17 protein-coding genes and 1 tRNA gene are annotated in these 23,126 nt (G+C 63.6%); 8 read left to right on the forward strand and 10 right to left on the reverse strand.

Translation table 11 applies throughout. The features are described 5' to 3' along the window. Positions 1-49: 49 nt before the first annotated feature. From prfA to argS, 8 genes are all read right to left on the reverse strand, one after another. A complete protein-coding gene (gene prfA, locus AC1Q61_RS27255; RefSeq protein WP_003941341.1) occupies positions 50-1,129 on the reverse strand; it encodes a peptide chain release factor 1 in 1,080 nt (359 codons plus the stop codon). A gap of 146 nt (positions 1,130-1,275) precedes the next feature. Then, positions 1,276-1,512, reverse strand: coding sequence for a 50S ribosomal protein L31 (gene rpmE, locus AC1Q61_RS27260; RefSeq protein ID WP_003941310.1), 237 nt, complete (start codon positions 1,510-1,512; stop codon positions 1,276-1,278). Between the two features lie 225 nt (positions 1,513-1,737). Continuing rightward, complete coding sequence (rho, locus tag AC1Q61_RS27265) at positions 1,738-3,867, reverse strand: transcription termination factor Rho (protein WP_058227676.1); 2,130 nt, start codon at positions 3,865-3,867, stop codon at positions 1,738-1,740. A gap of 503 nt (positions 3,868-4,370) precedes the next feature. Beyond that, the gene (gene thrB, locus AC1Q61_RS27270) at positions 4,371-5,315 is read right to left on the reverse strand and encodes a homoserine kinase (RefSeq protein ID WP_007726194.1); all 945 of its coding nucleotides are present in this window, start codon (positions 5,313-5,315) and stop codon (positions 4,371-4,373) included. Between the two features lie 44 nt (positions 5,316-5,359). After that, a complete protein-coding gene (thrC, locus tag AC1Q61_RS27275) occupies positions 5,360-6,442 on the reverse strand; it encodes a threonine synthase (RefSeq protein WP_003941280.1) in 1,083 nt (360 codons plus the stop codon). Continuing rightward, positions 6,439-7,752 carry a homoserine dehydrogenase gene (locus AC1Q61_RS27280; RefSeq protein ID WP_007726192.1) on the reverse strand — a complete coding sequence of 438 codons (1,314 nt, stop codon included), beginning with the start codon at positions 7,750-7,752 and terminating at the stop codon, positions 6,439-6,441. The genes thrC and AC1Q61_RS27280 overlap by 4 nt, the downstream gene beginning before the upstream one ends. After that, entirely contained in the window at positions 7,749-9,170 is a 1,422-nt protein-coding gene (gene lysA / locus AC1Q61_RS27285; RefSeq protein WP_030537331.1) for a diaminopimelate decarboxylase, read from the reverse strand. The genes AC1Q61_RS27280 and lysA overlap by 4 nt, the downstream gene beginning before the upstream one ends. Next, positions 9,167-10,819 carry an arginine--tRNA ligase gene (argS, locus tag AC1Q61_RS27290; RefSeq protein ID WP_193595173.1) on the reverse strand — a complete coding sequence of 551 codons (1,653 nt, stop codon included), beginning with the start codon at positions 10,817-10,819 and terminating at the stop codon, positions 9,167-9,169. The genes lysA and argS overlap by 4 nt, the downstream gene beginning before the upstream one ends. Positions 10,820-11,035: 216 nt before the next feature. Between argS and AC1Q61_RS27295 the strand changes: the two genes are divergently transcribed. Then, positions 11,036-11,863 (forward strand): thioredoxin-like domain-containing protein, encoded by an 828-nt coding sequence (locus AC1Q61_RS27295; protein ID WP_003941378.1) that lies wholly within the window; start codon positions 11,036-11,038, stop codon positions 11,861-11,863. Next, positions 11,856-12,575 (forward strand): DUF305 domain-containing protein, encoded by a 720-nt coding sequence (locus AC1Q61_RS27300; protein ID WP_030537330.1) that lies wholly within the window; start codon positions 11,856-11,858, stop codon positions 12,573-12,575. Before AC1Q61_RS27295 ends, AC1Q61_RS27300 begins: the two co-directional genes overlap by 8 nt. Positions 12,576-12,630: 55 nt before the next feature. On the opposite strand, the gene AC1Q61_RS27305 is transcribed toward AC1Q61_RS27300, so the two are convergent. Next, the gene (locus tag AC1Q61_RS27305; protein ID WP_030537329.1) at positions 12,631-15,000 is read right to left on the reverse strand and encodes a phosphoketolase family protein; all 2,370 of its coding nucleotides are present in this window, start codon (positions 14,998-15,000) and stop codon (positions 12,631-12,633) included. A 243-nt stretch (positions 15,001-15,243) separates the two neighbouring features. Here AC1Q61_RS27305 and AC1Q61_RS27310 point away from each other — a divergent pair. The 4 genes from AC1Q61_RS27310 to AC1Q61_RS27325 all read left to right on the forward strand — a co-directional run bounded on the left by AC1Q61_RS27310 (position 15,244) and on the right by AC1Q61_RS27325 (position 19,672). After that, a tRNA-Arg gene (locus tag AC1Q61_RS27310) sits at positions 15,244-15,319 on the forward strand. A gap of 89 nt (positions 15,320-15,408) precedes the next feature. Then, complete coding sequence (locus AC1Q61_RS27315) at positions 15,409-16,335, forward strand: LysR substrate-binding domain-containing protein (protein WP_030537328.1); 927 nt, start codon at positions 15,409-15,411, stop codon at positions 16,333-16,335. 128 nt (positions 16,336-16,463) lie between these two features. Beyond that, complete coding sequence (locus AC1Q61_RS27320) at positions 16,464-17,792, forward strand: MFS transporter (RefSeq protein WP_007726181.1); 1,329 nt, start codon at positions 16,464-16,466, stop codon at positions 17,790-17,792. Positions 17,793-17,794: 2 nt separating this feature from the next. Further along, positions 17,795-19,672: an FAD-dependent monooxygenase gene (locus AC1Q61_RS27325; RefSeq protein ID WP_042923218.1), complete on the forward strand. Its 1,878-nt coding sequence runs from the start codon at positions 17,795-17,797 to the stop codon at positions 19,670-19,672. 73 nt (positions 19,673-19,745) lie between these two features. On the opposite strand, the gene AC1Q61_RS27330 is transcribed toward AC1Q61_RS27325, so the two are convergent. Next, positions 19,746-21,275 (reverse strand): MFS transporter, encoded by a 1,530-nt coding sequence (locus tag AC1Q61_RS27330; protein WP_007726177.1) that lies wholly within the window; start codon positions 21,273-21,275, stop codon positions 19,746-19,748. Between the two features lie 85 nt (positions 21,276-21,360). Between AC1Q61_RS27330 and AC1Q61_RS27335 the strand changes: the two genes are divergently transcribed. Further along, positions 21,361-21,738: a MarR family winged helix-turn-helix transcriptional regulator gene (locus AC1Q61_RS27335; protein ID WP_003941367.1), complete on the forward strand. Its 378-nt coding sequence runs from the start codon at positions 21,361-21,363 to the stop codon at positions 21,736-21,738. A 233-nt stretch (positions 21,739-21,971) separates the two neighbouring features. Continuing rightward, on the forward strand, positions 21,972-23,123 hold the full coding sequence (locus tag AC1Q61_RS27340; RefSeq protein ID WP_007726175.1) for a N(5)-(carboxyethyl)ornithine synthase: 1,152 nt from the start codon (positions 21,972-21,974) through the stop codon (positions 23,121-23,123). The last annotated feature ends 3 nt before the right edge of the window (positions 23,124-23,126 follow it).

Below are 23,126 nucleotides of genomic sequence, written 5' to 3' on the forward strand. Positions count from 1 at the left end.
CGCGGTTCACCGAGTTCCCGGCGGGATGGAGGTCAGTCATGGTCTGCATCTACTCGGCCGCGAGACGCGCCTCTCGGTCCGCCTTGCCCAATGCATCGAGAAGTGCGTCGAGCTCACCGTCGAGCACCGCGTCGAGGTTGTGCGACTTGAATCCGATGCGGTGATCGGTGATGCGGTTCTCGGGGAAGTTGTAGGTGCGGATGCGCTCCGAACGGTCCACCGTCCGAACCTGACTCTGGCGACCTGCCGACGCTTCAGCGTCCGCGGCTTCCTCGGCGACTACCTGCAAACGGGCTGCAAGGACCTGCATGGCGCGCGCCTTGTTCTGGAGCTGCGAACGCTCGTTCTGGCAGGTGACGACGATGCCGGTCGGAAGGTGCGTGATTCGGACAGCAGAGTCGGTCGTGTTGACGCCCTGACCGCCCTTGCCGGACGAACGGTAGACGTCGATACGCAGGTCACTTTCGTCGATCTGGACCTGCTCGACCTCTTCGGGCTCCGGGTAGACCAGAACGCCGGCAGCCGAAGTGTGAACGCGTCCCTGGGATTCGGTGACGGGCACTCGCTGGACGCGGTGAACGCCGCCCTCGAACTTCAGCCGCGCCCACACTCCGTCCGGGGTGTCCGACTTGCTCTTGATCGACAGCGTGGCTTCCTTGTATCCGCCGAGATCGGAGACCGTCGCGTCGAGAATCTCGACGCGCCAGCCATGCCGTTCCGCGTAGCGGACGTACATGCGGGCCAGGTCCGAGGCGAAGAGCGCGGATTCTTCGCCGCCCTCACCGGACTTCACTTCGAGGACGATGTCGTCGCCGTCATGCGGGTCACGCGGCGCCAACTGATCGGTAAGCGTCTGCTCGAGCTGCGCGACCTCGGCTTCGAGATCGGGGATCTCGGCGGCGAAGCTGGAATCGTCGGCGGCTAGTTCGCGCGCGGCTTCCAGATCGTCCTGCGCAGCGGTGAGCTTGTTGTACGTCGACATGATCGGCGAGAGCTCGGAGAACCTCTTACCGACGCGCCTGGCAGCGGCAGGGTCGTTGTGCAGCGCCGGATCGGACATCTGTGCTTCGAGACCGGCGTGCTCCGCCAAGATGTCGTCGATGGCCGAGGGCTGGGTTGCGCCTGCCATGGTTCGCTCCGCTCTGAGTTTCGATTCCTACGGTGCGCGCTTGAAGGTATTTCGACGCCGGGACCCGGGAAACGCGCAAACCGAGTGCAGGCACAAAAAAGCCGACGCCCGATCTGCGCATGGCAGATCGGGCGTCGGCGGAACAGCTAGGACTCGGTGGCCGGGACCTTGCTGTCTGCGCGCTTACCGTAGCGAGCCTCGAAGCGAGCGACGCGTCCACCGGTGTCGAGAATCTTCTGCTTGCCCGTGTAGAACGGGTGGCACTGCGAGCAAACCTCGACGTTGATGCGTCCGGACTCCTTGGTGCTGTGGGTCTCGAACGTGTTACCGCAACCGCAGACGACGGTGGTCGCTACGTAGGTTGGGTGGATTCCTGCCTTCATGGTGTCCCTTTCAATGGTCGCCGGGTCGACGTCGCCAATCGACATCGTGAACCGGAACCGGACTCGGCCGTTCAGTATGCCAGATGCGGTACCTCACCAGATAATCCGCGTCTCGCACGCCTCGGGGTGGCTGTACGAAGTTGTCAACGCACTGCCCCTCGGTTTTGTTCCGCCCACGTCAAAGGCCCACAACCAGCTGGTTGTGGGCCTTTGACGTCGAGTCGATCAGTCGTCGATCGCACCCGGTGCGGTCTTGGAGACCTGCATCAGGAACTCGAGGTTGTTCTTGCTCTTCTTCAGTCGATCGATCAGCAGATCGATGGCCTGATGCGAGTCCAGACCGGACAGGACGCGGCGGAGCTTGTGCAGCACCGCAGCTTCGTCCGGGCTCAGGAGCAACTCGTCCTTACGCGTGCTGGACGGGTTGACGTCCACGGCCGGGAACACGCGGCGTTCGGCGATCTTGCGATCGAGCTTGAGCTCGGCGTTGCCGGTGCCCTTGAACTCTTCGAAGATCACGGTGTCGCCGGTGGATCCGGTCTCGACCATTGCGGTAGCGATGATGGTGAGCGATCCACCGTTCTCGATGTTGCGGGCAGCACCGAGGAAACGCTTCGGCGGGTAGAGCGCCGTCGAGTCGACACCACCGGAGAGGATGCGTCCCGACGCCGGCGAGGAGTTGTTGTACGCACGACCCAGACGCGTGATGGAGTCGAGCAGTACGACGACGTCCTTACCCATCTCGACCAGGCGCTTCGCACGCTCGATTGCCAGCTCGGCAACTGCGGTGTGATCTCCCGGCGGGCGGTCGAAGGTGGAGGAAATGACCTCACCCTTCACGCTGCGCTGCATGTCGGTCACTTCCTCGGGACGCTCGTCCACGAGGATGACCATCAGGTAGCACTCAGGATTGTTGGTGGCGACGGCATTCGCGATCGCCTGCAACACGCTGGTCTTACCGGCCTTGGGCGGGCTGACGATGAGGGCACGCTGGCCCTTACCGATGGGCATCACCAGGTCGATGACACGCGTCGTGAGAATGTGCTGCTCGGTCTCGAGGCGCAGACGCTGGTTCGGGTACAGCGGCGTGAGCTTGTTGAACTCGGGGCGCTTCTTCGCGGCCTCGACGTCGCCGCCGTTGACCGTGTCGATGCGAACCAGCGGGTTGAACTTCTGGCGCTGGCTGCCCTGCTCACCGTCACGCGAGACGCGGACGGCACCGGTGATGGCGTCGCCACGGCGAAGGCCGTTCTTGCGGATCAGGTTCATGGAGACGTAGACGTCGTTGGGACCGGCGAGGTACCCAGACGTACGCACGAAGGCGTAATTGTCGAGGACGTCGAGGATGCCGGCGACCGGCTGAAGGACGTCGTCCTCACGAATCTCGGTCTCGCGTGAATCGTTGGGTGCGCCACCCTCACCGCGATCGCGACCACGGCCACGGCGCTCGCGGAAACGGCGTCCGCGGCGTCCGCGTCCGCCCTCTTCGTCGTCGTCCGGTCCGTTGTTGCGGTTGTCCGTACGCGGACCGGCGTTGTTCTGGCCGGCGTTGTTCTGATTGCCGCGATCCTGACGGTCCTGGCGATCCTGGTTGCCCCGGTTGCCCTGGTTCTCGCGCTGGCCCTGGTTGTCCCGCTGGCCCTGGTTGTCCCGGTTTCGCTCGCGGCGGGGACGCTCGTTGCCCTGCTCGGCGGGAGCCTGATCAGCGTCGGACTTGCCCTCGGTGCGCGCAGGACGCTCGGCCGGAGCCTCGGCCTTGGCGGTCTCGGCGACCTTCGAAGAATCGGCGGCCTTCGCGGTGTCCGCGTCGGACTTCGCCGAAGGCGCTTCCTGCTCGATGCTCAGTTCGCCCTGGTCGGGTGAACCTGCACGACGAGCGGCGCCACGACGCTGACGTCCGCGACGGGGTGCGCTCTGATCGGAATCCTCGGCGGATTCCGTACGCGCAGGCGCGGCCTCGGCAGGAGCCGACTCGGCTGCCGGAGCTGTTTCGGCTGCGGGGGTTTCGGTGCGTGCGGCGCGAGTGCTCTTGGCACGAGTGCGCGCAACGGGTGCGTCGTCGAGAGTGAGTTCACTCTGTGCGGGTGCAGCCTTCGCGCTGCCGCCCTGGCGCTCCTTGATGGCTGCGATCAGGTCACCCTTGCGCATGCCGGAAGTGCCTTTGATGCCCAGTTCACCCGCAAGAGTGCGGAGTTCGGTGAGCACCATGCCGGAGAGTCCGGCACCACGGCGCGTTTCGGCACGCTTCGTGGAGGTCGCCACCGCACCGTTCGATGCTGAAGATGACGCCTGAGAATTGTCGCCTGATTCCGACCCGGCGGGTGCAGAAGTGGCGATGAGGTCCGTATCGGTCACGGAGGTCCTTTCCTTCCCTCACTCGCACTGCGCAAAGTCGAGGGTTCGTCCCGCAGTTCGATTGAATACCGAACTCGGTGGTGCCGTACGTGGTTGCTGTCCAGAACTGCCGGCTTGTCCGCCGTCACATGATTGTCGGAAACTCTCGCCTCAAACTTTTCATGCGCTCGCAAACCTGCCCAACGCGCCTTCGTCGACGATTCACTCCCCCGTGTGTTGAACCCCAGAGTGATGGAACCTCTGAGTGTTCGATCCGCGGAGGATTCAAACCTTCGGAGAAGGTACAAGCGTGAGGATCATGCCTGCGAGAATCATGCCAAGGACTGTGGACCCCGATTGGGAAGGAGTTTTGCCCCCTGGTGATGCACCGGCGACTGACGCGCACGATGTACGGACATAGCCCAGGATAGCGCCCAAACCTGAGTCCGGCAAGAATTTGGATGACTGGGTGTGTCAGTTCACTACCGATCGGTAGTGGGCGATCACCAGGACCAAGGCAGGGATCAGACCGTCGTCGTGGATACTTCGACGCCGTCGGCGATGTCCAACTCGAGCACACGTAGTCCGTCTGCCCGCGCCGCTTCCGCGAGTTCGACGGGGAAAGGTTCTGTGCTGAGCGCCAACACGGTGGGGCCGGCTCCCGAAACGGTCGCAGCAATACCCGCCTCGCGCAGGATCCCGATCCATCGCGTCGTGAGCGGAAGCGCGGGTGCGCGCTGTGCCTGATGCAGGCGATCCTCGGTGGCCGCCATCAACAGATCGGGCCGAGCAGTGAGCGCAACGACGGCGAGCGCGCTGCGGCTCGCGTTGAACGAGGCATCCTGGTGCGGAACCAATTCGGGCAGGAGCCCGCGAGTGTGTGCGGTGGACGACCGCTCCTCGGGAACCAGTGCCACAGCACGGATGTCGGGATGGACGTCGAGTTTCGCCGCGGAGTAGATCGGCTCGTCGCCTTCGACGGCCGGTGGGCAACTCCACGAGACGACTGCGCCACCGAGAACGCTGGCAGACGCGTTGTCCGGGTGACCTTCGAACTCGGACGAGAGTTGAACCAACTGCTCTTCCGTCAAGCCGATCTCGGCATCGAGAGCGCGCGCCAGACCGTTGGCTGCTGCCAATCCACCGACAGCCGCGGAAGCCGAGGATCCCAACCCGCGCGAATGTGGAATCGCGTTGCGGCACAACACGTCCAGGCCACTGGCCCACACTCCGGCCGCCTCGAGACCACGCTCGATGGCGCGGACCACGAGATGCGAAGGACCCCAGGGCACGTCGGCAGCGCCTTCACCTTCGACGCGGATCTGAAGGCCTGAATCCGTTGTGGTGACCACGATTTCGTCGTACAACCCCAACGCCAGACCGAGGGTGTCGAACCCCGGCCCCAAGTTTGCACTCGAGGCCGGGACGCGAGCAGTCACCGAAAGGCCGATAGGCAGGGTTATAGTCATGTCAGACACCGGATTCCGCGGAGTGGTCGATGAATCCACGGACACTATGCAAGCTCGAGGGCAGCCGCGACGGCAACGGGATCGACACCGATCGGCTCGACGTTCGGCATACCCTTCAAAGCCGTGTCAGGATCCTTGAGACCGTTACCGGTCACCGTGCACACGACGGTCAGGCCCGGCTCGAGCCAGCCCTCTGCACGTGCGGCGAGCAGGCCGGCGACGCTGGCTGCCGACGCCGGTTCGACGAAGACGCCCTCGGTGGCGGCGATCAGACGGTAAGCCTCGAGGATCTTCTCGTCGGTGGCGGCACGGAATGCACCGTTCGACTCTTCCTTCGCGGCGACAGCGCCGTTCCAGGAAGCGGGAGAACCGATTCGGATTGCGGTGGCGATGGTTTCGGGATCCTTGACGGGTGCACCGTTGACCAGCGGAGCCGCTCCGGCTGCCTGGACGCCGAGCATGCGGGGCTTGACCGTGGTCAGACCGTCCGCGTAGTACTCGGAGTATCCGCGCCAGTACGCGGTGATGTTACCGGCGTTTCCGACCGGGAGTGCGTGCACGTCGGGAGCCTTGCCGAGGACGTCCATGATCTCGAATGCCGCGGTCTTCTGGCCTTCGATCCGCACCGGGTTGACCGAGTTGACGAGACCGATGGTGGGGAATTCGGCCGTGGTCTTGCGTGCCAGCTCGAGGCAGTCGTCGAAGTTGCCCTGGACCTGAATGATCTTGGCGCCGTGCATGACTGCCTGCGCAAGCTTGCCCATGGCGATCTTGCCCTGCGGGATGAGCACGGCGCAGGTCATGCCGGCCTTGGCTGCATACGCAGCGGCCGAGGCGGAGGTGTTGCCGGTGGAGGCGCACAGAACTGCGCGCTGGCCACGGGCCAAGGCGTCGGTGACGGCCATCGTCATGCCGCGGTCCTTGAAGGAACCGGTGGGGTTGAGGCCCTCGACCTTGAGGTAGACGTCGCAGCCGGTGATCTCGGAGAGGTGGCCGGCCGGCAGGAGCGGGGTGCCGCCTTCGCGCAGGGTGACGGTCTTCCAGTTGTCACCGATCGCGAGACGGTCCCGGTATGCCTCGATGAGACCCGGCCATGCCTTGTGGACGGGGTTGACGATGCCGGTCATTGTTCAGTGCCTTCCAGTCGCAGCACGCTGGTCACAGCGGTGACGAATTCGAGTTCGTTGAGGGCCGCCACGGTCTCGGAGAGAGCCGCGTCGGTTGCTACATGAGTGACGACCACCAGACGCGCGCCGGCGCCGGCGCCCTCCTGGCGGACGACGGAGATGCTCACGCCGTGCTTGGCGAACTCGGCGGCGACTGCGGACAGCACACCTTCCTTGTCCGCGACCTCCATGTTCACGTAGTAGCGCGTGAGGATGTCGCCCATCGGGGCGACCTTGAGCTTGGCGTACTTGGACTCGCGGGGACCGCGGCCGCCGTGAACCTTGTTGCGCGCAGCCATCACCAGGTCACCCATCACCGCGGAAGCGGTGGGGGCGCCGCCTGCGCCCTGGCCGTAGAACATGAGCCGGCCGGCGTTCTCTGCTTCCACGACAACGGCGTTGAACGCGCCGTTGACCGAGGCCAGCGGATGGCTGAGCGGAACCAGCGCCGGGTACACGCGAGCGGAAATCCGCTCCTTGCCCTTGGGCGTGACGATGCGCTCGCAGATCGAGAGCAACTTGATCGTGCAGTCGAGTGCCTTCGCCGACGCCAAGTCGGCGGAGGTGATCGTGGAGATTCCTTCGCGGTACACGTCCGCGGCAGTGACGCGGGTGTGGAATGCGATCGACGCGAGGATCGCTGCCTTCGCTGCGGCGTCGTAGCCTTCGACGTCCGCGGTCGGGTCGGCTTCCGCGTATCCGAGGCGTCCGGCTTCGGCGAGGGTCTCCTCGTAGTCGGCGCCGGTCTCGTCCATCGCGGAGAGGATGAAGTTGGTGGTGCCGTTCACGATTCCGGCGACCTTGTTGACACGGTCTCCGGCCAACGACTGTGTGAGCGGGCGGATCACGGGGATCGCGCCGGCAACAGCGGCCTCGAAGTACAGGTCGACAGAGTTGGCCTCTGCAGCCTCCGCCAATTCACCGGTGTGGTCCGCGAGCAGCGCCTTGTTGGCGGTCACGACCGACTTGCCGGAGTTGAGGGAAGAGAGAATCAGCTTGCGAGGGAGCTCGATTCCACCGATCACCTCGACCACGATGTCGACGTCGTCACGACCGACCAGGGACTCGGCGTCCGTCGTCTGCAGTTCCTCGGGAATTCCGCGGTCCGAGCCGATACGGCGGACGGCAACCCCCCGCAGTTCCAACGGGGCGCCGACGCGAGCTTCGAGTTCCTCGGCCTGCTCACGAATGATCCGGACGACCTCGCTCCCGACGTTGCCGAGGCCGAGAACGGCCACACCGATAGCGCGATGCGCCGATTCGCTCGTCACTGCGATACCTCCAAGCTGAGCAGATCTTCCACTGTTTCCCTCCGCAGAATCACGCGTGAGACTCCGTCACGCACCGCCACCACGGCTGGGCGGGTGAGCAGGTTGTACCTGCTCGACATCGAATAGCAGTATGCACCGGTCGCTGCTACCGCTAGTAAATCACCGGGCCCGACGTCCTCGGGCATCCAGGTGTCCCGAATGACCACGTCACCGGACTCGCAGTGCTTACCGACGATACGTGCAACGACGGGATCAGCCTCGGAAGTTCGCGAAACCAACTTGGCTTCGTACTCCGCACCGTAGAGGGACGTGCGGATGTTGTCGCTCATCCCGCCGTCGACGCTGATGTAGCGGCGTGTCAGCGAGCTACCCACCGTGACGTCCTTGATGGTGCCGACCTCGTAGAGCGTCACCGTGCCAGGTCCGGCGATGGCGCGGCCGGGTTCGACGGCAAGCGTCGGCTCCGGCAATCCGGCCAGTGCTGACTCGTTGCGCACGATGTGGCCGAGCTTTGCTGCCAGTTCGTCGACGGGCGGCGGGTCGTCGGAGGGGATGTACGAGATCCCCATGCCGCCGCCGAGGTCGATGATCGAAATCTGCTTGGTCTTCTCGACTCCGAACTCGGTGACGACGTCGCGGAGCAAACCGATCACGCGGTGCGCTGCCACCTCGAAACCGTCGACGTCGAAGATCTGCGAACCGATGTGGCTGTGCAGGCCGACCAGTCGCAGGTTTTCGGCGGCGAAGACGCGACGGACTGCGTCGATCGCCGCTCCCCCGGCCAGCGAGAAACCGAACTTCTGGTCCTCGTGTGCGGTGGAGATGAATTCGTGGGTATGCGCTTCGACGCCGACGGTCAGTCGGATCAACACGTCCTGAACGACACCGGCCTCACCGGCGACACGATCGAGTCGGTCGATCTCGATCGACGAGTCGAGCACGACGTGTCCGACGCCCGCGGCGACACCAGCGGCCAGTTCGGCGACTGACTTGTTGTTGCCGTGCATGGCAATTCGCTCGGCCGGGAAGTCCGCGTGCAACGCGATCGCCAGTTCGCCGCCGGAGCAGACGTCGAGCGAGAGGCCTTCGTCGGCGACCCAGCGTGCGATCTCGCCACAGAGGAATGCCTTGGATGCGTAGTGCACCTTGGCATCCGGGCCGAAGGCGCGGGCCATGTCACGGCAGCGCGAGCGGAAGTCGTCCTCGTCGATGACGAACAGCGGAGTGCCGTACTTCTCGGCAAGTTCACCGACCTTGACACCCGCGAGGGTCACTTCACCGTCGTCGCCGCGAGAAGCGTTGCGCGGCCACACCTGCGGTGAGAGTTCGCCGAAGGCTTCGGGGCTGGTCGGACGGTCGGGCAAGCCGGGGGCCTGCAACTGCTCGGCATGCTTGGGGCCGGCGGGGTGCGCGTTCACATTTGCTCCGGTGCGGTGACGCCGAGCAGTTCGAGACCGTTGGCCAGGACCTGTCGGGTGGCGGCGCAGAGAGCCAGACGCGCGCGGTGCACGTCGGTGGCGTCTTCGTCGCCTTGCGGAAGGATGCGGCACGCGCCGTAGAAGCGGTGGTACGCACCCGCGAGTTCTTCGAGGTAGCGGGCAATACGGTGCGGCTCACGCAGATTCGCAGCGCTCGACACGACGCGTGGGTACTCGCCGATCGTGCGGATGAGGTCACCCTCCTGCTCGACGGTGAGCAGGGCGAGGTTGCTCGCGTCGGCGGACAGACCGAGGTCTGCGGCGTTGCGAGCGATCGCCGAGAGGCGTGCATGCGCGTACTGGACGTAGTAGACGGGGTTTTCGCTGCTGGTCTTGGTCCACAGGTCGAGGTCGATATCGATGCTCGAGTCGACCGACGAGCGGATCATGACGTAACGCGAGGCGTCGACGCCGATTGCCTCGACCAGGTCGTCGAGGGTGATGACGGTGCCTGCGCGCTTGCTCATCTTGACGGCAGTGCCGTCCTTGACGAGGTTGACCATCTGGCCGATCAGCACCTCGACGGTGTCCGGATCGTCGCCGAAGGCGGCAGCGGCAGCCTTGAGGCGGCCGATGTATCCGTGATGGTCGGCGCCGAGCATGTAGATACAGAGGTCGAACCCACGGGCGCGCTTGTTCTGGAAGTAGGCGATGTCACCGGCGATGTAGGCGGCGTTGCCATCGCTCTTGATGACGACGCGGTCCTTGTCGTCGCCGTAGTCGGTGCTCTTGAGCCACCACGCACCGTCTTCGTGGAAGAGGTTGTCCGAACCCTTGAGGGATTCGACGGCCTTCTCGACCGCACCGGATTCGAAGAGCGAGTTCTCGTGGAAGTAGACGTCGAAGTCGACGCCGAAGTCGTGCAGGGTCTGCTTGATGTGCGTGAACATCAATTCGACGCCGATGGCGCGGAAGGTTTCCTGCTGCTCGTCGGCAGGCAGATCCATGACGTCGGGACGCTGCTTCAGAACCGAGGCGGCGATGTCGGCTATGTATGCACCGGCGTAACCGTCTTCGGGAGCAGGTTCACCCTTCGCTGCAGCGATCAGCGAACGCGAGAAGCGGTCGATCTGGGCACCGTGATCGTTGAAGTAGTACTCACGTGTTACCAAACCACCCTGCGCGGACAGAATGCGTCCGAGCGCGTCTCCGACTGCGGCCCAACGGGTTCCACCGAGGTGAATCGGTCCGGTGGGGTTGGCGGAGACGAATTCGAGGTTGATCTTCTTGCCGGCGAGGGAGTCACCCGAGCCGTACGACGCACCGGCTTCGAGAACCGACACGACGATCGCGCCCTGGGCGTCCTTGTCCAACCGAATGTTGAGGAAGCCGGGCCCGGCGATCTCGGCGGATTCGATTCCGTCGGTAGCGGTGAGGGCTTCGGCGATCCAGCCCGCCAGCTCGCGGGGATTCGTGCCGACCTTCTTGGCTACCTGCATGGCAATGTTGGTGGCGTAATCGCCGTGCTCGGGGTTGCGTGGTCGCTCGACGGTGAGGGTTTCGGGTAGCACGGATACGTCGAGGCCACGATCGGCAAGGACGCTCGCTGCGGTTCCGCGGAGCAGTTCGGCAAGGTCAGCTGGAGTCACAGGTATTCATCCTATTGCCTGCACACCGGAAGTGGAGACTCGCCTCACGCCTCGGTCTCCGTGAACGTGCGCGGGGCCGCTGTGGCGTGTCGCACGCCACTCTCAAAGTTTGCCCTCAGACTCGGAAAGTACAGTGGTAATGCCCGAGCTACCACCGCGTACCTTCATGCGCGGGCGCGCCACACCTCAAGCCCACACACCGAAAGAGCCCAATCGATGCCAAGCGGTTCCGATAGTCGCGGTCCCAACAAGAACTCCGGGGCCAAATCAGCCAAGGCCATCAAGGCCGCCAACAAGAACAGTCGGCCGGCCAAGAAGGGCAAGGGCGGCGTCCCCGCTCCCCGCCAGATCCCCTGGCTGTCGATCGGCGCCGGTGTGGCTGTGCTCGCACTCATCGCCGTGCTCGGTATCAATCTGTGGCCCAAGGTCGAGGAGCGGCAGGCCCTCGAGCCGTACAAGTACAGCTCCGAGAACAAGGATCCGTCCGACAAGATCGACGGCGTCCTCAAGATCGAGTACCCGGCCGGCCAGCACGTCGATTCCACTCAGCGCGTGGCGTACGACCAGACCCCGCCGTTCGGTGGCCCGCACGACGCCACCTGGGCTAACTGCACCGGAACCGTGTACGCCGACCCGATTCGCACCGAGAACGCCGTCCACTCGCTCGAGCACGGCGCCATCTGGATCACGTACAACCCCGATCTCGTCGACCAGGACCAGATCGACAGTCTCGCCGGACGCGTGAACGGCAAGTCCTACATGCTGATGTCGCCGTACCCCGGTCAGAGCAGCCCCATTTCTCTGCAGTCGTGGGGCCATCGCCTCGAGATCGACAAGGCCGACGACGATCGCATCGATCAGTTCATCACTGCGCTGAACCAGAACCCGAACGTCTACCCCGAGGTCGGCGCGAGCTGCACCAACCCGCTGTTCACTCCGTCGACGTCGCCGTTCGATCCGACACCTCCGGGCGCCGACGCCATCCAGATGGACGGCACGGGCGCTACCCCGGCCACCGACGAACAGATTCCCGCCGGTGGATAGTTCGACGAACACCGATCAGTCTTCGAAGCCGAGTCAGCGCACCGCACTGCTGATCATCGGTCTGATCGGCGCGATCGCCGTCGGTTTTGCGCTCGGCGCACTGACCAACCTCCTCGGACCCGATGCGAAGTCGTCACTGACCGTTCCGGCTTCGGATTCGGTGGACGTGGGCTTCGCGCAGGACATGAGCGTGCATCACAGCCAGGCCGTCGACATGGCGTCCATCGCCCTGACGAAGTCCACGGACAACGACGTACGCACGCTGGCGTTCGACATCTTGACCACGCAGCAGAACCAGCTCGGTCAGATGCAGGCGTGGCTGACCATGTGGGATCAGCCGCTGTCCAAGGTGGGCCCGTACATGGAGTGGATGTCGTCGGATTCGGGCTCCGGCCATGGATCGCACGGGACTTCGGCCACGATGGACATGAGTCATTCCGGGCCGGTCGACACCATGCCCGGCATGGCGTCCCCCGAGGACCTTGCGGCTCTCCGCGCAGCGGAAGGTCTGCAACTCGACACTTTGTTCCTGCAGCTGATGCTTCGTCACCACGAAGGTGGGCTTCCGATGATGGAGTACGCAGCAGCCGACGCCACCGAGGGGCCGGTGCGCAGCCTGGCGCAGACGATGGTCAACACGCAGCAGAGCGAGTCCAAGCTGATGACCGACATGTTGGCAGCTCGCGGCGCAGTGCCACTGCCCATGAACTGAGCAGAACTGAACTGAGCCGAGAATGTTCAGACCCAACTGGGCCTGGTCCTGAATTTCAGGACCAGGTCCAGTTTTCTACTTCCGGCATGTCTTCGAGGTGCTCGACGATGTAACGCGAGTGCTTTTCGAGTTGTGTGCGGCAGAACTCCGCCAACTCGGACGCCCCGGCCGGCCGACGCTTGGAGCGTCGTAGCGCCTCGATCACCAGGTGGTAGCGGCTCATCTTGTTGAGGACGACCATGTCGAACGGTGTTGTGGTTGTTCCCTGTTCACTGAATCCGCGAACGTGGAAGCGCTCGGGACTCGGACGCCCGTGAATCAGTTCGTGCACGGCACGCGAGTATCCGTGGAATGCGAACACGACGTCGGTCTGCGCGGTGAACAGATCGAGGAAGACCCGCTCCCCGAATCCGTGGGGATGCTCGGTTGGCGTCAGCAAGGCCATCAGATCGACGACGTTGACGACGCGGGTGATCAGTTCGGGTGTGTGATCGCGCAGCAACTGTGCAGCAGCCAGGATCTCCTGCGTCGGCACATCTCCCGCGGCGGCCAGGACCACGTCCGGTTCCTGTCCGCGAGCCTCGGTTCCGGCCCATTCCCAGACCGAAGCGCCCGCCGCGCAGTGCTCGTGCGCTTGCTCGAGCGTGAGGTACTGCAGGTGCGGTTGCTTGTCCACGACTATCAGGTTGACGTGGTCGGTACTACGCAGGCAGTGGTCCGAGATCGAGAGCAAGGTGTTGGAATCCGGTGGCAGCCACACGCGGATCACACTGGGTGCCAAGGGAATAACGGCGTCGATCATGCCGGGGCCCTGATGACTGAATCCGTTGTGGTCGTTGCGCCAGCACGTACTGGTCAACAGCACGTTGAGCGAAGCAACCGACGCCCGCCACGGCAGGTCGACGGCATGTTGGAGCCACTTGGCGTGCTGGATGAGCATCGACACGCTCACCATCGCAAATGCTTCGTAGCTCGCGAACATCCCGTGTCGGCCCGACAGCAGATAGCCCTCGAGCCATCCCTCGCAGAGGTGCTCGCTGAGGACCTCCATGACACGACCGTCCGCGGACAGCCCGTCGTCGTAGTCGGTGATCGGCAGTTGCCAGCAGCGATCGGTTGTCTCGAATACGGCGCCGAGGCGATTGCTCGACGTCTCGTCCGGACAGAAGAGTCGGAAGATCCCGCCGCTGTCCTCGGTTTCCGTGGCGGCGTAGATGTCGCGCAGAAGCTCGCCGAGCACTCGCGTCGTCTCGTGGAAGGTCGAACCCGGCGATTGGATGGGAAGCGCGTACTTTTCGAGCGGCGGCATCGGGAGATCGACGCGAAGTCGTCCACCGTTCGCGTAGGGAGTGCTCCCCATGCGCTTGTCCCCCGTCGGCGACAGCGCCGCCAGTTCCGCGACGAGTGATCCGTTGGCGTCGAACAACTCGTCCGGACGGTACGACCGCATCCACTCTTCGAGTTGCCGCAGATGTGATTCGTTGCTTCGCACGCCGGACAACGGCACCTGGTGCGCACGATGTGTGCCCTCGACCAAGATTCCGTCGACGGTGTGTGGACCGGTCCATCCTTTCGGCGTCCGCAACACGATTGCCGGCCACGAACCCGTCCACTCCTCTCCGCGGCGTGCGGCACCCTGCATCTCGCGGATCTTCTCGTGCGCCTGCGAGATCGCTTGATACAGCTGAGGAAACACCGCGTCGGGGTCGTCACCGGAGACGACGATCGGCGCCCACCCCTGTCCACCAAGATAGGCCTGGATGTCTTCGTCGCTGCTGCGTCCGTAGACCGTCGGCCCGGCGATCTTGGCACCGTTCACGTGCAGGATCGGCAGCACCGCGCCGTCGCGTCGTGGATTCAGGAACGCCGGGAGCTTCCACGAGCCGGACAACGGCCCGGTCTCCGCTTCGCCGTCGCCGATCACACAGGCCACCACGAGGTTCGGATGATCGAAGGCAGCGCCGGCCGCATGGGCAAGGGCGTAGCCGAGCTCGCCGCCTTCGTGGATGCTTCCGGGTGTCTGCACACTCACATGGCTGGGCACTCCGCCGGGAGCGGAGAATCGCCGACACATCCGGTGGATGCCCTCGGCGTCGTCCGAGACTTCCGGATAGATCTCCGAGTACGTTCCCTCGAGATACGTCGACGCGACCAGCGCCGGACCGCCGTGCCCGGGACCGGTCACGTAAAGCCAGTCTGCGCCGGTGGCGACGATGTGCCGATTGAGGAGCGTGTAGATCATCGACAAGCCGGGGCTGGTCCCCCAGTGCCCGAGCAGTCGGGGCTTGATGTGCTCGGCACGCAACGGTTCCCGCAGAAGCGTGTTGTCCTTCAGATAGATCTGCGCGACGGTCAGGTAGTTGGCCGCTGCCCACCACTTCAGGTCGAGCGCGAGCTGGTCTTCGGAATAGTGGTGATCGGTCATCAACGACTCCCGTACCTCACGAGGGTGCCCGAGCAGTCCGCCCGAGCCTGTGCTCAGAGCCGAGCCTAGGCGTAAAAAGCATCCGAGTCAGTCGGTACAGATGATTCGACGACCATGGTCCCCGGCCGCATCCTCGACTACCTCACGCGAGGACGCCATGCCGAGACGGGTGCCGGTTTGGTCTTGTCCCCCCGTGATGCGCTACGCTAACGCAGCCCAATCGGCACACCGAAAGTTCGGTGCGCCCCCGTAGCTCAGGGGATAGAGCGTTCGCCTCCGGAGCGAAAGGTCGCAGGTTCGAATCCTGCCGGGGGCACCACGAAGACGCAGGTCAGCGATTGATCGTCGACCTCTTCACGGTGCCACACCAAAATATTCAGGGCAATCTACCCGACTACTGTCGATCTCATGCCTCGCATCGATCCTGCTCCCACGTACACGATGCGTCAGCTTGCTGCGTTTGTCGCGGTAGCCGAGACCGGAACGATCAGTGCCGCGGCCGAGCGCCTGCACCTCTCTCCTTCCGCCCTGTCCGCGGCGCTCACCGAACTCGAACGCGCGCTCAAAGTTCAACTGTGCGTTCGCCGTCGCTCATTCGGCATTCAACTGACCCGCACCGGTGAATCCGTTCTGGTGCGCGCCCGGGCGCTACTTCAGCAAGCCGGGGAACTCGAATCCGATGCGCTCGGAACCGGCGGAAGCGTGTCGGGGCCCATCGCGATCGGCTGTTATCCCGCTCTGGGGCCGACGGTGTTGCCGTCGATGATCGCCGGGTTCACCCGTGAGAATCCTGACGCGCAGGTGGAGTTCCGCGAGGACACTCAGAATCGGCTCCAGACACATCTCGAGAACGGCGAGTTGGACCTCGCAATCGCTTACGACCTGGACCTGTCTCCACAATTGCGCACAGTTCCGTTGGCCATCCGCGAACCCTTGATCGTCCTGGGTGCAGAACACCCACTCGCGCGGTCCGAGCGACCGATCCATCTTCCGGACCTCGCGGAACACCCGATGGTTCTCCTCGACGCGCCGCCGAGCACCAAACACGCGCTCGACGTCTGTCGCGCAGGCGGATTCGCCCCGAAGGTTGCCTACAGAACTGCGAACTTCGAGACGGCGCGGGCATTTGTCGGCCGTGGCCTCGGCTGGACGCTGCTACTCCAGCGGCCCAAGATCGACGTCACGTACGAGGGACTCGAGGTGGTCGTCAAGACCATCGCTTCCCCCGCCGTGCCGTCGGTGCACGTAGTTCTCGCTTGGCACCAGAACACTCGCCTCAGCCGCGTCGCACGCGCTTTCATAGAATTCGTTTCACCCTCAGAACCTGCCCAATAGTCCCGCTACCAGGCAGCGGAGCTGGTTCCACGCATTTTCCGTGCAAGAACCTCCAATTCTTTCGCTTTTCAATTGTTGTGGCGCACGTCATTGTTTCTTCAAGCCACATTCATCTCGAAAGGCACTTCATGACCTCCATCGCCTCACCGACCGCAACGCGCGCCGCCGCGACGGTCAAGGCGCGTAAGGCCGCCCTCGGCAGCTTTGTCGGCACCGCCATCGAGTGGTACGACTTCTTCATCTACGGCACCGCCGCCGCACTCGTGCTCGGCAAGCAGTTCTTCCCCGGCACGTCCGATCTGGCCGGCACCCTCGCCGCCTTCGCCACCCTCGCCGTCGGATTCGTCGCGCGTCCCATCGGCGGAATCGTGATGGGCCACTTCGGCGACCGCATCGGACGCAAATCCATGTTGGTCACCTCGTTGATGCTGATGGGCTGCGCCACCGTTGCCATCGGGCTGCTACCCAACTACGCCGCTATCGGCGTCTTTGCCCCCATACTCCTGGTGACCTTGCGATTCGTTCAGGGACTCGGTGTCGGCGGCGAGTGGGGCGGCGCAGTTCTGGTCGCCACCGAAAACGCACCGGAGGGCAGGAAGGGGCTGTACGGCAGCGCACCACAAATCGGTGTTCCCGCAGGCGTACTGGTGGCCAATCTCGTCTATCTCCCCCTCGCCGCCTTCATGGACGACGATGCATTCAACTCCTGGGGATGGCGAATCCCGTTCCTGCTCAGCGCAGTTCTGGTGGGCGTTGCGATGTGGATCCGACTCGGCCTCGAGGAAAGTGACGAGTTCACCGCGTCGAAGTCCGAAGCACCGGCGGAGTCCATGCCGATTCTCGAGGTTCTCACCAGACACTGGAAGACAGTGCTCCTCGCCGGTGGAACCTTCATCGCCACCAACGGAATTGCCTACGCGTACATGGTTTACGTCCTCAAGTACGGCGAGACCGAACTCGGCTTCAGCAAGACCACGATGCTCTTTCTTCTCATCGCATCCTGCCCGTTCTGGATGGCGGGAATGGCTTTCAGCGCTCACAAGTCGGACACTCTCGGACGCCGGACCGTCTACATCCGCAGTTCGATCACCCTGGTAGTGGCGGCAGCGGTGTTCTTTCCGCTGATCGACACAGCGATCGTTCCGGTGATGCTCGTATCGATGATCGCCCTCGGCTTCACGCTCGGCTGCTGCGCCGGCCCACAAGCGGCACTGTTCGCCGAATTGTTTCCCGCACACATCCGCTACAGCGGAGCGTCACTCGGCTACCAGATCGGCGCAATCCTCGGCGGCGGTCTGGCCCCGATGATCGCCACCGCGCTCTACGCCGCCTTCGACACCTCGTTCGCCATCACCGCCTACTTCGTGATCATTGCCGTGATCAGCCTGGTTTCCATCCTGCTGCTCCCGGAACCTCAATTGATCCCGAAAAACACTGCCGCACAGAAAGCCTCGTGACCATGTCGACCTACTTTCATCCGAAGAAGTACGCACCCGAGGACTTCGCCTCCCTGGCGCCTTCGGCCGACGCACTTCCCGTCGTGATCGTCGGAGCCGGCCCCGTCGGCATGGGCGTAGCCATGGGCTTGGCGCAGCGCGGCATTGCCGTCACGATTCTCGAAGCGGCCGATCAGGTCTCGTTCGGCAGTCGCGCGATCTGCGTGTCACGCCACAGCCTCGAAGTTGCCGAACGCCTCGGCTTCGGTGCCGAGCTCGAAGACATCGTTCTGCCGTGGGTGGGTGGTCGGAGTTACTACCGCGATCAGGAAGTACTGCAGTTCCGCATGGCATCCGCCGAGCACGACGCGCGTGGACCCATGGTCAACGTCTCGCAATCCGAGTTCGAGCAGATCATGACCGACAAGCTGCTCGCTCACCCACTGGTGAACTTCCACTGGTCGTCGTCGATCGCCGGCATCTCCGTCGGTGACGACGAGGTGACTCTGACCGTCGACACCGCGTTCGGAACCCGCGAACTGCGCGCGGCGTGGGTCGTTGCCGCCGATGGTGGACGCAGCAAGATGCGCGAACTTAGCGGAATCCGCTTGCAGGGCAACAGCTACGAGGGCAACTACGTCATTGCCGACATTCATTGGGAATCGGAACTCCCGGCCGAGCGTCTGGTGTGGTTCGACGCACCCAGCAACCCGGGGTCCACGATCATCATGCATCGCCAACCACGGGACATCTGGCGAATCGACTACCAGCTCGACGCCTCGGACGATCCGGAAGCGGAGACGCAAGAAGATCGCATCCGTGACCGCATCACGCGTCACCTCGAATGGCTCCAGAGCGACATCCCCTGGACCCTGGAATGGTTCGGCTTCTACCGCGCCCACGCACTCGCTCTGGAAGATTTCACTCACGGCCGTGTGCTTTTTGCCGGCGACGCCGCGCATCTCGTTCCGATCTTCGGTGTTCGCGGCCTGAACTCGGGCATGGAAGACGCCGAGACCTTGGTGTGGCAACTAGCCGCCGTCATCAACGGAGCTGCCGATTTCACCATCCTCGACGCGTATTCGAAGGAACGTCGCAGCGCGTGGCAGCAGAACGTCGACAACGCAGGCAAGTCGACGCTCATCATGTCGCCGGGAAGTCACGGCTACCGGACCACCCGCGATGCCGTACTCGAACTCGCCACCAAGCGAAGCGAATTCGCGCACCTCATCAACCCGCGCCAGTCGAGTGCGACGCACGCCCGGCTCTCCCCGCTGACGTGGCCCACAGCTGCGGGCGCCGAGGGCGTACTACCCGGCGATCCGTTGGAAGACATAGTCGTCCAGGTCTCGGCGGACGGTTCATCTACCTCCTTGAACAGTCTGCGCGGTACTGGATTCGGCCTGCTGGCTTTCGGACTGTCAGCTGAGCTGGTATCCGAACTCGACACGCAAGCCGAAATCCTTGCTCAGGCCCTTGCACCGGAAACCGTACGCGTGATCACCGTGGGAACTACCGACTCCACGGTTCCCGATGCCGAAGGCAATCTCGCATCTGCCCTCGGCGCACGTGTCGGCGAGATCTTCGTGATTCGGCCCGACGGATTGGTGCTGTGCCGCATCAGCGATCCCACGCAATTGAACGACGTGGCCAAACACCTCACCGCCGGCACTGCGCCGACGCACTTCGATACGGCACAGTCGGCGACAACTGCGGTGGTCGACGACGAGGGCCATCGCGAGCACGTCTGGTTGGCACTGTCGAACGCACTCGATCAGGCTGATCCGTCCGACCGCGAAGCCATGTTGGTGCGCCTTGCCTTGATTCTCGGTTCGCAAGCTACGTCGACGACCTTCGACGTAGCACTGAAAGACGCTGCCCTGAAATCTGCCACGCGATAGTTCAGACACAGCAACTCGGCCGCGCAGGATTGTCCCCTACGCGGCCGAGCGCATTCGCGGATAAAGCGAGTATTCAGTTGACCTCGGCCAATTCCTTTTCTTCCTCAGCGCGCATTTCACGCACGGATCTTCCCCGCTGCGACCTTCCACGTACCAGCGGCGAGACGGTGATCGCCAAGCCCACCAGCGCGACTCCGGTAACCAGGATCAGTCCGGGATGGAACTGCTCGAATCCGGCGGTACCGGCGCCGGACGCGGTGTGCGATCCAGCGGTTACGAGGGCAGTGGTGAGAGCGAGCACGAGCGCCGCACCGACCTGAGCGGAGGTGTTCACCAGCCCGGACGCCAAACCCTGCTCCGAGTCGTCGACACCCGAGGTGGCCTGGGCCATGATCGAGGTGTACCCCAGCGCGAATCCGAGTCCGAGCAGGATGACGCTCGGCAGAATCGCCACGACGTACGACGGTGAATCGCTGCCCGCGAAGAGGAACCAGAGGTACCCGACGCTGAGCGACGTCAGTGCCGCGATGATGAGCTTGGCACTGCCGTACAGGTCGACCAGCCGTCCGACGAACGGTGATCCGAAGGCGACGATGATGCCCGCGGGGAGCAGTGCCATCGCCATCTTCAGGGGCGACCAGCCGAGGGCCGACTGCAGGAAGATCGTCATCATGAACTGGAAGCTCAGGTAGGAACCGAAGAGCGCGATGATGGCCAGATTCGCACGAACGATAGTGCCGACGCGCAGAAGCCCAAGCCGCACAAGCGGATGCGCCACCTTCTTCTCCACGAAGAAGAACGTCGCCAGAAGCACGGCTGCGACGGCGAACGAACCCAGCGTCATCGGGTGTGCCCATCCACGGGTCGGAGCCGAAACCATCGTGTACACCGTGAGAAGCATTCCCGTCACCAGGGTGACGGCGCCGACGAGATCGTGTCCCCCGGTATCTGCGGGACGGTCCCGCGGAATGAGGAAGTACCCACCGATCAGCGCGATGACGGCAAACGGAACCGGCATCAGGAACGTGAATCGCCAACCGGCACTGGTCAACAGCCCACCGAGGATCAGACCGGACGAGTAACCACTGGCGCCGAACACGGAGAACACCGACAGCGCACGGTTACGGGCCGGACCTTCCTTGAACGTCGTGGTGAGAATGGACATTGCGGTCGGAGCGGTGAAGGCCGCGGCCAATCCCTTCACGAATCGTGATGCGATCAGCAGTGTTCCGTTGTCGACAAGGCCACCGACCAGCGAGGCGATTGCGAACACGGTCAGTGCGATCAGGAAGACCTTCCTGCGCCCGAGAAGATCGGCGGTACGTCCACCGAGTAGCAACAGGCCGCCGAATCCGAGGACGTAGCCGTTGATGATCCACTGCAGCGAAGTAGTGGACAGGCCCAGTTCATTGCCGATGGACGGAAGCGCGACGCCCACCATCGACACATCGAGACCGTCGAGGAACAACACGAGGCAGAGCACCGCGAGGATGCCCCACAGCTTGAGGGACCAGCCCTCCCCTGTGGCCGGATCCGAGGATTCCGTAGAAACCGGGGCTTCCGGCGAATCGAATGGTTTGAGTGTCGAGTCTGTGCAAGTCACGTCAGCGAGAATAGATGCACATGCACATAATGCACAAGCATTTAATGCAATTGCACGTAATCGAGTCTTCAACTAGAATGCGGTCGTGACGTCGGAATCCGAATTGCGCAACACCTGGCGCTCGCTGTCGACCAGCTACAACGACATCGCGTGCGAACTCGATCGCCAGATGCAGTCGGCGCATGGGCTGAGCATGAGCGACTTCGAGGCTCTCGACCGACTCATGGACGCCACGTGCGAACGTCCACGCATGCAGGAGCTTGCCTCGGAGATGTACCTGAGTCCCAGCGCGCTCTCCCGTAGCGTGGCCCGTCTCGAGAAGGCCGGACTGGTTCAGCGAGCACTGTGCGAGGCCGACCGGCGCGGAGTCTTCGTCGACGTCACCGACAAAGGACGTCAGGTACACGCGGACGCCAGCAAAATCCAACTGGCCGTACTGGATTCACGCCTGCGCGAGCAGTAGCCACACGTCAGCGGAGCACGACACAGCGCCCGGCCACCGGGCGAGGGCCGTTCCGGACTAGACTGAGCACATACCGACGCGCCTTTCTGTTGCCGTCGGCGATCGACAGCAGCGCAGCCAGCACGCTTTCACGCGGTCCTGGCCGAGGCAATCTGCCAGCGTTCCTGCGGCTTCTGCTAGTCCCTCAGGCTCCTGCCTGACATCTCTACCTGCTCCTATCGAGAGATACACAATTGAACAACGCACGCACCCTTGGAGTCATCGGACAGTCGAGCAAACCGGCAGAACGCCGGTTGCCGATCCATCCTGCGCATTTCGATCGCATCGATGCCGAACTACGTTCTCGGATCTACCTCGAAGAAGGCTACGGCCACCCCTTCGGCTACTCCGACGACTACCTCTCGCGCCTCGTTGCCGGAATCCGCACGCGCAAGCAGATTTTGGCGGAAACCGATGTGGTTCTGCTACCGAAGCCGTTGGTGCGTGACCTCGCCGAACTACGGTCAGGTCAGGTTCTCTGGGGCTGGCCGCACTGTGTCCAGGACACCGAACTGACACAGATCGCGATCGACAAGAAACTGACTCTCATCGCCTTCGAGGCCATGAACTTCTGGCACAGCGACGGATCGTTCAATCTGCATGTGTTCCACAAGAACAACGAGCTCGCCGGTTATTGCTCGGTACTGCACGCCCTGCAGTTGATCGGTTCCACCGGTGACTACGGCCGGCGTCTCACCGCTGCCGTGATCGGTTTCGGAGCCACTGCACGCGGCGCGGTCACAGCACTCAAGGCGCACGGTATCCACGAAGTGGACGTCCTCACCCAGCGTGGAGTCACCGCGGTCAGCTCCCCCATCCACTCGGCGCGCATGGTCTCGTTCGACAACAACAACGGTGACGTCCGTGGCAGCCACGTCATGCTCGACAACCACAGCGTGCCGGTGCCCGGTTTCTTGGCCGAGCACGACATCGTCGTCAACTGCGTACTGCAGAACACGGACGCCCCACTGACGTTCCTGACCGAGGAAGATCTCATGGACTTCCAACCGGGAAGCCTCATCGTCGACGTCTCGTGCGACGAAGGCATGGGGTTCAGCTGGGCTCGTCCCACCTCGTTCGCGGATCCGACCTTCATCGTCGGCGACAACATCACTTACTACGGCGTCGATCACAGCCCGTCGTACCTGTGGAACTCCGCGTCGTGGGAGATCAGCGAATCACTTCTTCCCTACCTGCCCACTGTGATGGCAGGAGAGACGGCCTGGAAGGCAGACGAGACCGTCGATCGGGCCATCGAAATCCGGGACGGCGTCATCGTGAATCCCGCCATCACACGTTTCCAGCACCGCTCGTCGGACTACCCGCACGCTGTCATCGCGGAGTAGGCG

It is taken from the genome of Rhodococcus sp. MPR-R1B (genome assembly GCF_058793255.1).